Origin of the sequence: Cupriavidus basilensis, from assembly GCF_000832305.1 — a bacterium.
Classification (GTDB): Bacteria; Pseudomonadota; Gammaproteobacteria; order Burkholderiales; family Burkholderiaceae; genus Cupriavidus; species Cupriavidus basilensis_F.
Map to the genome: position 1 here is coordinate 3,663,161 of NZ_CP010537.1, position 15,555 is coordinate 3,678,715.

13 protein-coding genes are annotated in these 15,555 nt (G+C 67.8%); 9 read left to right on the forward strand and 4 right to left on the reverse strand.

The features are described 5' to 3' along the window. Positions 1–70 precede the first annotated feature (70 nt). Positions 71–1,042 (reverse strand): tripartite tricarboxylate transporter substrate-binding protein, encoded by a 972-nt coding sequence (locus tag RR42_RS36590; RefSeq protein ID WP_052495334.1) that lies wholly within the window; start codon positions 1,040–1,042, stop codon positions 71–73. Between the two features lie 524 nt (positions 1,043–1,566). Between RR42_RS36590 and RR42_RS36595 the strand changes: the two genes are divergently transcribed. The 7 genes from RR42_RS36595 (at position 1,567) to RR42_RS36625 (ending at position 8,915) form a co-directional block, all read left to right on the forward strand. Beyond that, positions 1,567–2,736: an acyl-CoA dehydrogenase family protein gene (locus RR42_RS36595; RefSeq protein ID WP_043357238.1), complete on the forward strand. Its 1,170-nt coding sequence runs from the start codon at positions 1,567–1,569 to the stop codon at positions 2,734–2,736. An 11-nt stretch (positions 2,737–2,747) separates the two neighbouring features. Then, the gene (locus tag RR42_RS36600) at positions 2,748–3,947 is read left to right on the forward strand and encodes a CaiB/BaiF CoA transferase family protein (protein WP_043357240.1); all 1,200 of its coding nucleotides are present in this window, start codon (positions 2,748–2,750) and stop codon (positions 3,945–3,947) included. A gap of 145 nt (positions 3,948–4,092) precedes the next feature. After that, positions 4,093–5,475, forward strand: coding sequence for an MmgE/PrpD family protein (locus tag RR42_RS36605; protein ID WP_043357242.1), 1,383 nt, complete (start codon positions 4,093–4,095; stop codon positions 5,473–5,475). Positions 5,476–5,503: 28 nt separating this feature from the next. After that, the gene (locus tag RR42_RS36610) at positions 5,504–6,382 is read left to right on the forward strand and encodes an HpcH/HpaI aldolase/citrate lyase family protein (RefSeq protein ID WP_043357245.1); all 879 of its coding nucleotides are present in this window, start codon (positions 5,504–5,506) and stop codon (positions 6,380–6,382) included. Next, a complete protein-coding gene (locus RR42_RS36615; protein ID WP_043357247.1) occupies positions 6,379–7,233 on the forward strand; it encodes an FAS1-like dehydratase domain-containing protein in 855 nt (284 codons plus the stop codon). Before RR42_RS36610 ends, RR42_RS36615 begins: the two co-directional genes overlap by 4 nt. Before the next feature lie 85 nt (positions 7,234–7,318). Next, on the forward strand, positions 7,319–8,293 hold the full coding sequence (locus RR42_RS36620) for a tripartite tricarboxylate transporter substrate binding protein (protein ID WP_043357250.1): 975 nt from the start codon (positions 7,319–7,321) through the stop codon (positions 8,291–8,293). A gap of 106 nt (positions 8,294–8,399) precedes the next feature. Next, the gene (locus RR42_RS36625; RefSeq protein WP_052495205.1) at positions 8,400–8,915 is read left to right on the forward strand and encodes a MaoC family dehydratase; all 516 of its coding nucleotides are present in this window, start codon (positions 8,400–8,402) and stop codon (positions 8,913–8,915) included. 51 nt (positions 8,916–8,966) lie between these two features. Here RR42_RS36625 and RR42_RS36630 read toward each other — a convergent pair whose 3' ends face one another. The 3 genes from RR42_RS36630 to RR42_RS36640 form a co-directional block, all read right to left on the reverse strand. Beyond that, positions 8,967–9,929: a Bug family tripartite tricarboxylate transporter substrate binding protein gene (locus RR42_RS36630; RefSeq protein WP_043357252.1), complete on the reverse strand. Its 963-nt coding sequence runs from the start codon at positions 9,927–9,929 to the stop codon at positions 8,967–8,969. 125 nt (positions 9,930–10,054) lie between these two features. Continuing rightward, a complete protein-coding gene (locus tag RR42_RS36635) occupies positions 10,055–11,599 on the reverse strand; it encodes a class I adenylate-forming enzyme family protein (protein ID WP_043357255.1) in 1,545 nt (514 codons plus the stop codon). 80 nt (positions 11,600–11,679) lie between these two features. Continuing rightward, a complete protein-coding gene (locus tag RR42_RS36640; protein WP_043357257.1) occupies positions 11,680–12,660 on the reverse strand; it encodes a tripartite tricarboxylate transporter substrate binding protein in 981 nt (326 codons plus the stop codon). Positions 12,661–12,939: 279 nt separating this feature from the next. Between RR42_RS36640 and RR42_RS36645 the strand changes: the two genes are divergently transcribed. Both RR42_RS36645 and RR42_RS36650 read left to right on the forward strand, forming a co-directional pair. Then, complete coding sequence (locus RR42_RS36645; protein WP_043357259.1) at positions 12,940–14,148, forward strand: acyl-CoA dehydrogenase family protein; 1,209 nt, start codon at positions 12,940–12,942, stop codon at positions 14,146–14,148. A gap of 25 nt (positions 14,149–14,173) precedes the next feature. Beyond that, positions 14,174–15,301: an acyl-CoA dehydrogenase family protein gene (locus tag RR42_RS36650; protein ID WP_043357261.1), complete on the forward strand. Its 1,128-nt coding sequence runs from the start codon at positions 14,174–14,176 to the stop codon at positions 15,299–15,301. The last annotated feature ends 254 nt before the right edge of the window (positions 15,302–15,555 follow it).

The window sequence follows — 15,555 nt, forward strand, 5'->3', positions numbered from 1 at the left end:
TGGGCCAGCGCTGGCGCATGGATCCGGAAATCTTACTATCTTTGCGCCGCGGCGATCCCGCGCCCTGCGCTCAATCCGCCTTCACCCCTGCTGCCTTGATGATCGGCGACCATTTCTCGATCTCCGACTGCAGCCAGGTGCGCAGCCCTTCCGGCGTCTGCTTGTCCTGCGGCACGATCTCGGCGCCCAGGTCCGCCAGCCGCGCCGCCACCGCCGGATCCTTCAAGGCGGTGCGCAAGGCGCCGTTGAGCCGGTCGATGACCGCAGGCGGCGTGCCATGCGGGGCATAGATGCCATGCCAGACCTTGACCTCGAAGCCCTTGAGCCCACTCTCGGCCAGCGTGGCGGTGTCAGGCAAGGCCTTGATGCGCGTGCTGGTGGTGACGCCGTAGAGCTTGACCTTGTCGGCCTTGATATGCGGCAAGGTCTGGGTGGTCTGGTCGCACAGGATATCCACCTGGCTGCCCAGCAGGGCTGTCATCGCGGGCGCGGTGCCCTGGTAGGGAATGGCAGTGAGCTCCACGCCGATGGCCTTCTGGAACAGCATGCCGCACAGCTGCGAGACCGCGCCCAGCCCGGCATTGGCCAGGTTGACCTTGCCCTGGTTCTGGCGAATGTAGGCGATCAGCTCAGGCAATGTCCTGGCTGGCAAGTCATGACGGCCGAGCAGGGTCATGGGCACGTCGGCGACCTGGCCGACAAAGCTGAAATCCGTCAGCGGCTTGTAGGGGAGCTTGCTGTACAGCGCCGGCGCGGTGGCCATGCCGTTGTGGTGGATCAGGATGGTGTAGCCGTCCGGCGCGGCCTTGGCCACGTAGGCGGCGGAGACGGTGCCGCCGGCGCCGAGCCGGTTTTCCACCACCACGCTCTGGCCCAGGGTCTTGGACATGGCTGCGGCCATGGTGCGCGCCACCACGTCGGTGGGGCCGCCCGCGGCAAAGGGAACCACCATGGTGATCGGCCTGGTGGGGTAGGCATCGGCGGCGCGCGCCGGGGCGGGCGCGGTGAGTGCTGCCGCCACGCCCAGCGCGGCGAGCGCCATCCAGCGCCATGGCGCCTGGGCCCGCTTCGCCTGCGCCGCGTATTCGCTGCCGGCCTGCCTGTGCCGCTGCTGCTTGCTGCCTGCCATGTCTTTTGTCTCCATCGTGGTGGATTGACCGGGTTATGCCGGCTGGCGCCCGCCCGCGTCGGCCTGTGCGGCCTGTGCGGCCTGTGCGGCCTGTGCGGCCTGTGCGGCTGCGTGGCTGCGTGGCTGCGTGGCGTGATCGCGTTATCGCGTTATCGCGTTATCGTTTCCGGCAAGCGTGGCGATAAAGCGACGTATATGCAATACGGATTTCCCTAAGGGTGGGCAAAGCCGGCCAGAAGCCTCAGGGCGCCGCTCAGGGCGCCGTCAAGTCCGTGCGGCGCCGCGCACACCCGGCGCCGTGCCCGCCCGGCCTGCTTCCGGGGGCGCTAAGCCGCTCTTTCGCAAATCCGAATTACCGCACGGCAGGCCCTCGGGAATAATGGCCGCAAGCTAAATCCCATCAAGTCCATATAACGTCCATACCGGGGCCCCTTTTCATGTTCGCAGACCAATCGCACGACCAGCCGTATCCCGACATCCGCGAAGCCGTGCGTGCCCTGTGCACCGGCTTCGATTCCGCCTACTGGCAACGCGTGGAAGAGCAGAACGCCTTCCCCGAAGAGTTCGTGCAGGCGCTGACCAAGGCCGGCTGGCTGTCCGCCCTGATCCCCGAGGAATACGGCGGCTCGGGCCTGCCGCTGACGGCAGCCTCCGTCATCATGGAAGAGATCAACCGTACCGGCGGCAATTCCGGGGCCTGCCACGGCCAGATGTATGTGATGGGCTGCCTGCTGCGCCACGGCTCGGCCGAGCAGAAGCAGCGCTGGCTGCCGGGCATTGCCTCGGGCGAGCTGCGCATGCAGTCGATGGCGGTGACCGAGCCCACCACCGGCACCGATACCACCAAGCTCAAGACCACGGCGGTGAAGAAGGGCGACCGCTACGTCATCAACGGCCAGAAGGTGTGGATCTCGCGCGTGCAGCACTCGGACCTGATGCTGCTGCTGGCACGCACCACGCCGCTTGACCAGGTCAAGCGCAAGTCGGAGGGATTGTCGGTGTTCGTGGTGGACCTGCGCGAGGCCATCGGCAAGGGCCTGACGGTGCGGCCGATCCGCAACATGGTCAACCACGAGACCAACGAACTGTTCTTCGACAACCTGGAAATCCCCGCCGAGAACCTGATCGGCGAGGAAGGCAAGGGCCTCAAGTACATCCTGGACGGCCTGAACGCCGAGCGCATCCTGATCGCCTCCGAGTGCGTGGGCGATGGCTACTGGTTCATCGAGCGCGCCAGCAGCTATGCGCGCGAGCGCATCGTGTTCGACCGCCCGATCGGCCAGAACCAGGGCATCCAGTTCCCCATCGCGCGTGCCTATGTGAACGTGGAAGCGGCCAGCCTGATGCGCTACAAGGCCGCCGCGCTGTTCGATGCCGGCAAGCCCTGCGGCAAGGAAGCCAACATCTCCAAGCTGCTCGCGGCCGATGCGTCGTGGGAAGCGGCCAACGTCTGCCTGCAGACGCACGGCGGCTTCGGCTTTGCAGCCGAATACGACATCGAGCGCAAGTTCCGCGAGACGCGCCTGTACCAGGTCGCGCCGATCTCCACCAACCTGATCCTGTCGTATGTGGCCGAGCATGTGCTCGAGCTGCCGCGTTCATTCTGAGGGCTGCCCCCATGCTTGCTTCGCACCAGGGTATCCGCCCGCTCGATGGCATCCGCGTCGTCTCCCTCGAACACGCCGTGGCCGCGCCGTTCGCAACCCGCCAGCTGGCCGACCTCGGCGCCCGCGTGGTCAAGGTGGAACGCCCCGGCGTGGGCGATTTCGCGCGTGGCTACGATGAGACCGTCCATGGCCAGGCTTCGCACTTCGTCTGGCTCAACCGCGGCAAGGAGAGCCTGACGCTCGATCTCAAGCAGGACGAGGCGCAAGCCGTGCTGCACCGCCTGCTGGCCGATGCGGACGTGCTGGTGCAGAACCTCGCGCCCGGCGCGGCTGCACGCATGGGGCTGGATTTCGACACGCTGCACCCGCGCTACGGCAAGCTGATCGTCTGCGATATTTCTGGCTACGGAGACGCCGGCCCCTATCGCGACAAGAAGGCGTACGACCTGCTGATCCAGGCGGCCGCAGGCCTGATCGGCATCACCGGCAGCGCGGATGAGCCATCGCGCGCGGGGATCTCCATCGCCGACATCGCGGCCGGCATGTATGCCTATAGCGGCATCCTATCGGCGCTGCTGCAGCGCGGCCGCACCGGCCAGGGCCTGCGCGTGGAGGTGACCATGCTGGAGGCGCTGACCGAGTGGATGAACTACGCGCTGTACTTCGGCCACTACGGCGGCAACGCGCCAGCGCGATTCGGCGCGTCGCACCCGGCCATCGCGCCGTATGGCGTGCACCGTACCGGCGACGGCGGCAGCGTGATCTTCGGGCTGCAGAACGAGCGTGAATGGCAGGCCTTCTGCAACAAGGTGCTGGCGCAGCCAGAGCTGCTCAAGGACGAGCGCTTCGCCTCCAACTCGGGGCGCGTCAAGAACCGCACCGAGCTGACCGCGCTGATCGAAGCGCGTTTCGCGCCGATGACGGTGACGCAGGTCGAAGCGCTGCTGGACGACGCGCAGATCGCCAACGCGCCCATGAACGATATCGAGGCCGTGTGGAACCACCCGCAACTGGCTGCACGCGGACGCTGGCGCGAAGTGGCCAGCCCCGGCGGCCCCATCGGGGCGTTGCTGCCGCCGGCCAACCTGTCGGGCGTGGAACCGGTGATGGGCGACGTCCCGGCGCTGGGTGCGCATAGCGCGGCCATCCTGGCGGAGCTGGGCTACGGCGCGGACGAGATTGCCAGGATGACGCACAGCAAGACGATTTGAACGACCGCGCGAAGCCATGACGCCAACGCGCAGGCGTAGCGCCTGCGCACAATGTCGCGCAGACGTGGCTCCCCTCTCCCGCTTGCGGGAGAGGGGCAGGAACAGAAAGACAGACCACCACCCCAGAACACCGCCCGGAGCCGGCATGAGCCAAGCCACTGACCACACCTACCCCACCCGCCAGCTGTGCGAATTCCTGGCCCGCTTCACGCTGGCCGACGTGCCCGCCGACGTGGTGGAGCGCACCAAGGACCTGTTCCTCGACTGGATTGCCTCCGCCATTGCCGGCAAGGATGCGCCCGCCGTGCGCAAGCTGCAGGAGTTCGCCGCCGCCATGGGCCCGCAGCAGGGTCCCGCGGAAGTCCTGGTCGATCGCCGCCGCACCTCGCCGTACTTTGCCGCGCTGATCAACGGCGCTTCCTCGCACGTGGTGGAGCAGGACGACGTGCATAACGGCTCGGTGCTGCACCCCGCCGCCGTGGTGTTCCCCGCCGTGATCGCTGCCGCGCAGGCCGAAGGCAAGAGCGGCGCCGAAGTACTGCTGGCGTCCATCGCCGGTTACGAGGCGGGCATCCGCATCGGCGAATTCATGGGCCGCTCGCACTATCGCGTGTTCCACACCACCGGCACCGTCGGCACGCTGGCGGCAGCGGCCGCTGTCGCCAAGCTGTATGGCATGGACGCTGAGGGCATCAACCAGGCGCTCGGCTCGGCCGGCACGCAGGCCGCGGGCCTGTGGGAATTCCTGCGCGACGCCGCGGACTCCAAGCAACTGCACACCGCCAAGGCAGCTGCCGACGGCCTGATGTCCGCCTGGATCGCACGCGCTGGCTTTACCGGCGCGAAGCGCATCCTCGAAGGCCCGCAGGGCATGGCCGCCGGCATGTCCAGCGACGCCAACCCCGCCGCCCTGACCGACGGCCTGGGCAAGCGCTGGGCCACCGCCGAGACCTCGTTCAAGTTCTTCGCCTCGTGCCGTCACACGCACCCGGCGGCTGATGCGCTCAAGGACCTGATGCTGCGCGAGAAGATCAGCGCGGACCAGATCGCCAGCGTGACCGCGCACGTGCACCAGGGCGCCATCGATGTGCTCGGCCCCGTGACCGATCCCAAGACCATCCACCAGGCCAAGTTCTCCATGGGCACCGTGCTGGGCCTGGTCGCCGTGCATGCGCACGCCGGCCTGGGCGAATTCGAGGACCACGCGCTGCAAGACGCGAAGGTGGCCGCCTTGCGCGACAAGGTGGAGATGGAGCTGGACGACGAGATCAATGCCGCGTATCCGCGCCAGTGGATCGGCCGCGTCACGGTCAGGACCACCGACGGCCGCACGCTGGCGGGCCGCGTGGACGTGCCCAAGGGCGATCCGGGCAATACGCTGTCGCGCCCGGAGCTCGAGGCCAAGGCGCTGCAGCTGGGCGCGTTTCGCCACGGCGCAAGCGAGGCCGAGATGCGCGCCATCATTGCCCGCGTGTGGGCGCTGGAGAAGCAGGCGAGCGTCAACGACTGGCTGCCCGTCGCGAAATAACGCGGCCAATCTTACCGAGACTCGCTTCATGTCCGACGTCACCACCGCCACCACCGCCATTACCTATCTGTTCGTGCCGGGCGACCGGCCCGAACGCTTCGACAAAGCCGCAGCCGCCGCGCCCGATGCGCTGATCCTCGATCTCGAGGACGCCGTGCATCCGCACGCCAAGCCGGCCGCGCGCACGGCCATTGCCGCGTGGCTGCTGGAACGCGGCACGCAGACGCGGGCCTATGTGCGCATCAACGACGCCAGCTCGCCGGCCTTTGCCGCCGACATGGCATGGCTGCGCGCCCTGCCGCCCGGCGCGCCGCTGGCCGGCTTGCTGGTGCCCAAGGCAGAAGACCCGGCCGCGCTTGGCGAGATCGCCCAGGCGCTGGCGCAGGCCAACCCGCAGGGCCGCCTGGTAGCGATCATCGAGAGCGCGTGCGGCCTGCACGGCATCGATGCGGTCGCCACCGCGCAAGGCGTGTCGCGGCTGGCCTTTGGCTCGCTGGACTTCGCCGTGGACCTGGGTTGCGCCCATACCCGCGAAGCGTTGCTGATGGCACGCTCGCGCATTGTGCTGGCTTCACGCGTGGCCGGCCTGCCGCCGCCCGTGGATGGCGTCACCACCGCGCTCAAGGACGAAGCCGTGCTGGCCGACGATGTCGCGCACGCGCGCGCCCTCGGCTTTGCCGCCAAGCTGTGCATTCATCCGGCCCAGCTTGCCGCGGTGCGCGCGGGCTTCCTGCCCACGGCCGAGCAGCTGGACTGGGCGCAGCGCGTGCTGGACGCCACCGCCAGCGGCAGCCACGCCGTGCAGGTCGACGGCAAGATGGTCGACCGCCCCGTCATCGAACAAGCCCGGCGCATGCTCGCGCTGGCCGCGCCAACCGGCGCCGAACCCGCAATCGCCCAGCCATGACCCAACTCGAAACCCTGCGCACCTGGATCGGCCGCAGTGAAAGCCGCACCGAGACGCTCGCCCCGGAACCCGTGATCGGCCTCGCGGCCACGCTCGACCTCGACGGCGACGCGCTGGCGCGCGGCCCGCTGCCGCCGCTGTGGCATTGGCTCTACTTCCTGCCGCGCGCGCCCCAGCGCGAGCTTGGCCAGGACGGCCACCCGGCGCTGGGCGGCTTCATGCCGCCGGTGCCGCTGCCGCGCCGCATGTGGGCCGGCGGCGAACTGGATTTCCACAAGCCCCTGCGCGTGGGGGATACGGTGACGCGCACATCCACCATCCGCAATGTCGAGCACAAGAGCGGGCGCAGTGGAGAACTGTGGTTTGTCACCGTGGAGCATGTGCTCACCGTCAAGGGCGAGGTCGTGCTGACCGAGCGCCACGACCTAGTCTATCGCGCCATGCCGGAGCCGGGGCAGCCACTGCCCGCGCGCGCACGCCTGGCGCACCAGGCGCAATGGCAGCGCCAGTTGCGCGCCGACCCGGTGATGCTGTTCCGTTTCTCCGCGCTCACCTTCAATGGCCACCGCATCCACTACGACCACGACTACGTGCGCGACGTAGAAGGCTACCCCGGCCTGGTCGTGCACGGCCCGCTGCAGGCGATGCTCACGCTGGACCTGCTGGCGCGCGAGATGCCCGGCGCCACGGTGCGCCGTTTCGGGTTCCGCGGGCTGGCCCCGATATTCGATCACGACACGGTGACGGTGGGCGGCGCGGCCGATGCCAGCACGCCAGGCAAGATCATCTTGTGGACCGGCGACGATGCCGGGGGCCAGGCGATGGACGCATGGGCCGTGGTTGAGCACTGACCCGCGCAAGGACAGCAACGACGATCACAACGACAACATCGGGAACGAAGGGAACGAAGGGAACAACAACAAGAGGAGACTTCCGATGCATGCAGTCCGCAACCCATGGCGCGTAGCTGGCGCCGCTATCGTGCTAGGTTGCGCCACGCTTGTCCAGGCGCAGTCCGCTCCCACCTATCCCACCCGCCCGGTCACGCTGATCGTGCCCTATGCGCCGGGCGGCACCACCGACGTGGTAGTCCGTCAGTTTGCCGTGGCCTTGCAGAGGTCCCTTGGCCAGACCGTGGTGGTGGACAACAAGCCGGGCGTGGCCGGCACCATGGGCGCGCTTGCCCTGCGGCAAGCGAAACCCGATGGCTACACGCTGTCGATGATGCCGGTCACCGTATTCCGCCAGCCCTTCATCCAGAAGACCGCCTTTGACCCGGCGCGTGATTTCACCTACCTCTCGCGCATTACTGGCTATACCTTTGGCGTAGTGGTGCCGGCCAATTCCCCGTGGAAGAACTGGGGCGATTTCCTGCGCGACGCGCGCGCCCGGCCTGGCACCGTAAGCTACGGCTCGCCGGGCCAGTACAGCTCGCCGCACATCACCATGATCGAGCTGGTGACCAGGGAGAACCTCACCGTCAACCACGTGCCCTTCAAGGGCGATGCCGACTGCCTGAACTCGCTGATGGGCAACCATGTGCAGCTCTGCGCCGCCGGCAGCGCGGCCGGCACGCTGGTCGATGCGGGCAAGTTGCGCTGGCTGAATCTGTGGACGGCGCAGCGCTCGCCGCGCTGGCCCGACGCGCCCACGCTGCGCGAGCTCGGCTATGACATCGTCTCGAACTCGCCCTACGGCGTGGCCGGGCCAAAGGGCATGGACCCCAAGGTGGTCAGCATCCTGGAGGCTGCGCTGCGGCGCGCCGCGCAAGACCCCCAGCATCTGGCCGCGCTCAAGCAGCAGGACCAGGACCTGATGTACCTGGACAGCGCCGGCTACACCCGCTTTGCCCTGCAGCAGATCGCGCAGGAGAAGGCGCTGGTGGAGCGGCTGGGCATCAAGCCGGATTGACCGGATCGACCGGATAGACCCTGCACCCGCGCTGCGCCAGGCCATGGCGCAGCGTGGTTTGTTCTGCCGGCGCGCTGCTTCGCGCCACCACCCCCCACACCCACCGATGACCATCCAGCCATCCACAGCGAACCCCGAAGCGACCCGCTTCGACCCGCGCGGCCACCGCATGTGCGAACAACGTTATTTCGAGGATTTTGTGCCCGGTGAACGCTTTGTGCTGCCCTCGCGCACCATGACCGAGGCATTGTTCGCCGCCTTCCAGCTGGCCAGCGGCGACAACCACCCGGTGCATTACGACGCAGAGTACTGCCGCGCCCACGGCATGCCGCACATGCTGGCGCACGGCTACCAGGTGCTGATCCAGACGGCGGCGGGCGCCGGCCTGTTCCCGCATATGGTGGAGGAATCGCTGAAGGGGTTTCTCGACCAGAGCAGCCGTTTCCTGCATCCGGTCTACGTGGGCGATACGCTGTACAGCACGCTGGAAGTCAGCGAACTCGCGCCGAACCGCACCACCGGCGTGCTGACCTTGCGCTCGACGGTGCATAACCAGCACGGCGTGCTGGTGCTCGACGGCTTGCAGCGTTACCTGCTGCGCAAGCGCGCACCGGGCGCCTGAACGGCGCCGCGCTCCCCTCTCCCGCAAGCTGGTGAGGGGAGCCATCCGGCCTCAATCCACCTGGATATTCGCCGTCTTCACCACCCCGCCCCACAGCTTCAGTTCGCGCTGAATGCGCTCGCCCAGCGGTTTCGGGCCAGTGATATCGAGATCGTAGCCGCCCTGCGTCATGCGCTGCTTGAAGGCAGGATCGTCGCCGATCGACTTCTGCGCCTTGACCAGCTTGTCCACCACATCGGCGGGCAGTTTCTGCGGGCCGATCAGCGCGTACCAGCCGGTCAGGTCATAGTTCTTCATGCCGGACTCGATCATGGTCGGCACGGTCGGCAGCGCCGCGTTGCGCGTCTTCGACGTCACCGCCAGCGCGCGCACCTTGCCCCCCTGGATATGGCCGATGGCAGTGCCGGTGATGTCGAACATGAAGGTCACCTTGCCACCGATCACATCGGCCATCGCCGGCGAGTTGCCTTTGTAGGGTACGTGCAGCATCTTCACCCCGCCCATCTGCGCGAGCAGCTCGGCGGACAAATGGTTGGACGCGCCCACGCCGGCCGAGCCGAAGCTGACGCCTTCCGGATGCTTGCGCGCGTACTCGACCAGCTCGGTGACATCCTTGGCGGGGAAATCCTTGTTGATCAGCAGCACGTTGGTGTAGTCGGTGATCAGGCCGATATAGGTGAAATCCTTGGTGGGATTGAAGTTCACCGACTTCTGGATCAGCGGCGTCATGGTCATGGTGGGGCTGGCCACGAAATACAGCGTGTAGCCGTCCGGCGTTGCCTTTGCCGTCAGGTCCGCGGCGATGGCGCCGCTGGCGCCGGCGCGGTTGTCCACCACCACCGGCTGCTTGAGCGTGCGGCCCAGGTAGTCGGCGTAGATGCGCGCGGCCGTATCGACCGGGCCGCCCGGGGCATAGCCCACGATCAGCTTCACCGGGCGCGCCGGATAGTTGTCCGCCATTGCGGCGCCTTGCACCAAGGCCAGCAGCATGCCGGCCATCATCCATCGTTTCATCTGTCTCCTCCTGATTGTGCGTCTTGCCAGTGCCCCGGCGTGCAGGCGCGCTGGCGGCGAGAGCGCTTCGACCCGCGGCGAAGCGCTGGCGGCGGCGAGTTCATGGAATCAGCCGCCGCCGGGGGTCATGCCGCTACGGCGGTGCCGTCCAGCATGGCGCGCAGCGGCTGCTTCAAGAGCTTGCCGCTGGCGGTGGTGGGAATGGTCTCGATCACGCGGATCTGCGCGGGCCGCTTGTACGGCGCCAGGCTCTCCCGCAGGTAGGCCTCCAGGGCGGCGGTGTCCAGCTTCGCGCCCGGCTGCGTTTCGATAAAGGCCACGACTTCTTCGTTGCCATCGGCGGCAGCGCGCCCGACCACGGCGGACTGGCGCACGCCGGGGAAGGCGTTGATGACGGATTCCACCTCGATCGGGTAGACGTTGAACCCCGAGCGGATGATCAGGTCCTTGGAGCGGCCCACGATAAACAGTGCGCCGTCTTCACCAAGCAAGCCGAGATCGCCCGTGTTGAGCCAGCCGCCCGGCAGCAGCGCCTCGGCGGTCTGCTCCGCGTTGCGGAAATAGCCGCGCATCACGCCGGGTCCGCGCACGCGGATCTGGCCGCGTTCGCCCGCGGGCATCGGCTCGCCCTGTTCGTTGGTGATGTTGATCTCCACGCCTTCGACGATGTAGCCGGCGGAGCAATCGGCGCGCGGCGCGTCCATGCGGGTGATGAACAGCGAACCGGCATATTCGGTGATGCCGTAGCCGTGATGCAGCGGCTGGCCGAACCATGCCTCGGTGTCGCGCTTGAGGGTCGGGTCCAGCGGCGCGCCGCCGGTATAGAGATAACGCAGGCGGGGAAACGCAGCGGCGCCGCTCTCCAGCGACGACTCCCGCGCCACCGCCATGATGCGCGTGAACATGGTGGGCACGCCTTGCAGCATGGTGACGCCGGGGGACTCCAGCGCGGCGAACACGTCCGCCGCATCGAAGCGCGGGCGCATCACCAGGCTGGCGCCCGCGTACAGCGTGGCCATCAGCACGGTGGCGATGCCGAAGATATGCGACAGCGGCAGCGCGCCGTAGGCAATGTCGTCGGGACCGAGATGGCGCGAGGTCGCCGAGATCCGCGCGAAGATGGTCAGGCCGGCGTGCGGCACCATCACGCCCTTGGGCGCGCCGGTGGTGCCGGAGGTATAGATCAGCGTGGCCACGTCTCGCGCCTCGGCGGCGCTCACGCGCGGCGGCGCCTCCGCGGCACGCAGGCTGGCGAGGCCGGGATCGAGCGCCACGCAATCGGTGGGCTGTGCGCCGAGCCGCCTGGCATGCGCCGCCGCCACATCGGAGACATGACCGGTAAAGAACGTCAACAACGGCTGCGCATGCGCGCGGATGCCATCGATCTCGCGCGGCGAGAGCCGTGCGTTGACCTGGATCGGCCACGCGTGCAGCGCACTGCAGGCAAACAGCATCACCACCATCTCGGCGCAGTTCTCGCCCACCACCATCACGCGGTCGCCCTGCCCCACGCCCTGCGCGGCAAGCCAGTCGCGCGTGGCGGTGATGCGCTGCCACAGCGTGCCGTAGCTAAGCACCCCGCTGGCCTCATGCAGGCAAGGCGCATGGGGCGATTGCTCGGCCCAGTGCCGGGGGATGTCGTGGATGAACTCGGGGCGGAAAGAGGACATGGTGCAAGTGATGATTAGGTTGGAACCGGACTGGCTGTTGCGACGGCTGGGAATAGCTCGGAATGGCTGAAACGGCGAACTCACTGATCCAGATGGATGTTCGCTGACTTGATCAGGCCGTCCCACTTCTGGTACTGGGTGCGCATATAGGTGCCGAACTGCGCCGGCGTCGAAGGAAAGGGCACCGTGCCCTGGCTGGCCAGCCGCGCCGCCAGCTCGGGCTGCGCGAGCGACGCCACGATCTCGGCATTGAGGCGATCGACAATGGCGGCCGGGGTATTGGCCGGCGCCACTACGCCGAACCACGCGGTGAGTTCATAGCCGGGCACACCGGCAGCGGCCAGCGTCGGCACGCCGGGCAGCTGCTCGGACGGCTTGGCGGTGGTCACCGCCAGCGCGCGCACGCGGCCATCCCGCACGTATGGCAAGGCGGTGGAGATGCTGTCGAACATCATGGTCAGGCGCCCGCCGATCAGGTCCGTCATGGCCGGGGCGCTGCCCTTGTACGGCACGTGGTCGATGCGCACGCCCGCCATGTGGGTGAAGAGCTCGCCGGCCAGGTGCGACGACGAGCCGTTGCCAAAGGAGCCGTAGGTCAGCTTGCCGGGCTCGCGCCGTGCAAGCGCCAGCAGCTCGGCCACGTTGCGGGCCGGGACGGAGGGATGGACCACCAGCACGTTGGGCAGGTAGGCCACGGAGGCCACCGGCGCGAAATCCTTGAGCGGGTCGTAGCCCGGCTTGTCGTACAGGCTCTTGTTGACGGCCAGCGAGCCGAAGGTGCCGAACAGCAAGGTATAGCCATCGGCCGGCGCGCGCGCCACCGCCACGGCGGCAATGTTGCCGCCCGCGCCGGGCCGGTTCTCGATCACTACCGACTGGCCGAGCCGCACGGAAAGTGCATGGCTGACTTCACGCGCGAGCAGGTCGGTGGCGCCGCCCGGCGGGAAAGGCACCACCAGCCGGACGGGCTTGTCGGGATAGGCGGCGAATGCGCTCGCCGTGGCCGCCAGCCAGCCGCATAGGGCAAGCCATCGGGTGCAACGTATGGTCCAGCGGTGCATCGCCTGTCTCCTCGGCGTGAATTGTTCTTGTGCTGCGACGGCACTGCGCCAGTGTGCGGCAGGCGTCGGCCGCATGCCATTTGGATTTGGCTAAGGCCGTGTTCTGCTTGGCATGGGCGCTTGCAGGCGGCTGGCTTGCGCTGGCCATCGGTTCGCAAGCGCGGAAGGACGGCTTTGCCATTGCGGAAGAACCGAACGCCCCGCCACCCATAAAATCCCGGCAACGACTCAAAACGGCGGCCGGTGGCGGCCCGCCTTCCCAACCGAGGGGACAAACAGATGGACCTGCGTTTCAGCGCGGCGGAACAAGCGTTCCGCGAAGAAGTTCGGAGTTTCGTGCAGGCCAGCCTGCCCGCGGATATCCGCGACAAGGTGCTGGCTCACCAGCGCGTGGAGAAGGATGACTATGTGCGCTGGCACCGTATCCTGCATGCGCGGGGCTGGGGCGCGCCGACCTGGCCCAAGGAATGGGGCGGCACGGGCTGGAACGCGCTGCAGCGCCTGATCTTCGAGATCGAGGCATTCCGTGCGGGCGCGCCGCGCCTGCTGCCCTTCGGCCTGACCATGATCGGCCCGGTGCTGATGAAGTACGCCAGCCAGGAGCACAAGGAACGCTTCCTGCCGCGCATCCCCACGGTGGAGGACTTCTGGTGCCAGGGCTACTCCGAGCCCGGCTCCGGCTCCGACCTGGCCTCGCTCAAGACGCGCGCCGTGCGCCGGGGCGACCGCTATATCGTCAACGGCCAGAAGACCTGGACGACGATGGCGCACTTCGCCGACTGGATCTTCTGCCTGGTGCGCACCGACAGCGAGTCCAAGCCGCAGGAAGGCATCTCGATGCTGCTGATCGACATGAAGACGCCGGGCGTGACCGTGCGCCCCATTGTCACGCTGGACGGCGGCCACGACGTCAACGAGGTGTGGTTCGAGGATGTGGAAGTGCCGGCGGGCAACCTGCTGGGAGAAGAAAACCGCGGCTGGACCTATGCCAAGTACCTGCTCGGCCACGAGCGCACCGGCATTGCCGGCATCGGCCACTGCAACCGCGAGCTGCGCCAGCTCAAGCACTACGCCACGCAAGCCACCGACGGCGCGGGCCGCCCGCTGATCGATGACGTGCGCATGCGCGACAAGATCGCGCGCATCGAGATGGACATCATGGCGCTGGAAATGCTGCTGCTGCGCGTAGCCACGCAAGACGCCGGCCGCGGCCCCGGCCCGGAAGCCTCCATCGTCAAGATCCGTGGCTCCGAGATCCAGCAGGACCTCGCCATGCTGCAGATGGAAGTGGCCGGCCCCAATGCCTGGCCATACTCCCCGCGCTGGCTCGAAGCCGGCGAAGCGCCGCCCGCCGACGCACCGCTGCACGCCCCGGCCTGGGCCGCGCCCGCCGCGTCCACGTATTTCGACATGCGCAAGACATCGATCTACGGCGGCACCACCGAAGTACAGAAGAACATCATCTCCAAGATGATCCTCGGTTTCTGAGAGCACAGACGGAACAAGCACAGTCATGGACTTCAACTACAGCGAAGAACAGCAGATGCTGGCGGACAGCCTGCGCCGCTTCATCGATACCGAATACACCTTCGATAAACGCCGCAAGAGCGCCCGCGGCGGCGGCAGCCTCAACCGCGCCACCTGGGCGCAGCTAGCCGAAATGGGCGTGCTCGGCCTGACCGTGCCCGGCGAATACGGCGGCTTCGGCGAAAGCGCCGCCAGCCAGCTGGTGGTGCAGCGCGAACTGGGCCGTGGCCTGGTGCTGGAACCGGTCACGCCCACCGCGGTGATGGCCACCGCCGTGCTCAGCGCCTACGGCAGCGACGCCCAGAAAAACGATTGGCTGCCCGCCATCGCCGCCGGCGAACGCGTGGTCACCCTCGCCTACCTGGAACCCACCACGCGCTACCGCCCCGAGACCGCACGCGCCAGCGCCGAGCGCAAGGGCGACGGCTACGTCCTGAACGGCAACAAGAGCCTGGCCTGGCACGGCGAAGCCGCCGACGCCTTCCTGCTCACCGCGCGCGTCTGCGGCAGCAACGAGCTAGCCCTGTTCCTGGTACCCGGCAACGCCGCCGGCCTCACCGTGCACGGCTATCCCACCATGGACAGCCTGCGCGCCGCCGACCTCGCCCTGCAGAACGTCATCGTGGACGCCAGCGCCATGATCGGTAACGCAGCCGACGGCCTGCCCGCCCTGCTCCACGGCATCGACCACGGCATTGCCGCGCTATGCGCCGAAGCCGCCGGCGCCATGGAAAAACTGATCGAGATCACCGCCGAGTACCTGCGCACGCGGCAGCAGTTCGGCAAGCCGCTAGCGGTGTTCCAGGCGCTGCAGCACCGCATGGCCGATATGCTCGTACAAAAGGAACTGGCGTTGTCGATGGCCTACGTGGCAGCGCAAGCCCTGGACGAAACCGACCCCGCCCAACGCCGCCGCATGCTCAGCGCCGCCAAGGTCACGGTCGCCAAGGCCGGCCGCCTCGTCGGCCAGCAAGCCGTGCAGCTGCACGGCGGCATGGGCATGACAGACGAGCTGGAGGTTGGGGATTACTTCAAGCGCCTGACCATGATCGACCCGTTGCTCGGCGACAGCGATTTCCATGTGCAGCGGTATGGCGAGGTGATGGCCGCGTAAAGCCCGGGCCGGGCATACGAGCGAGCGCGACACTGCGAGCGCCCGCCCTCTCCCCCGCCCCTCTCCCACAAGCGGGAGAGGGGAGCCAACCAGCGGCACGATCAACCAACTGTGGTAGCCGTGTTTCCCGCCCGAAGGGGCGGGAAACACCCCAGCGCGATGCGAAGCGAGCCGTCAAGGTGTGCCAAGGCCGTATGGGGCGCCTCGGGATTCGGCGAAAAGAGCGGAAAAGAGGGACCCATGTCTGAGTATCG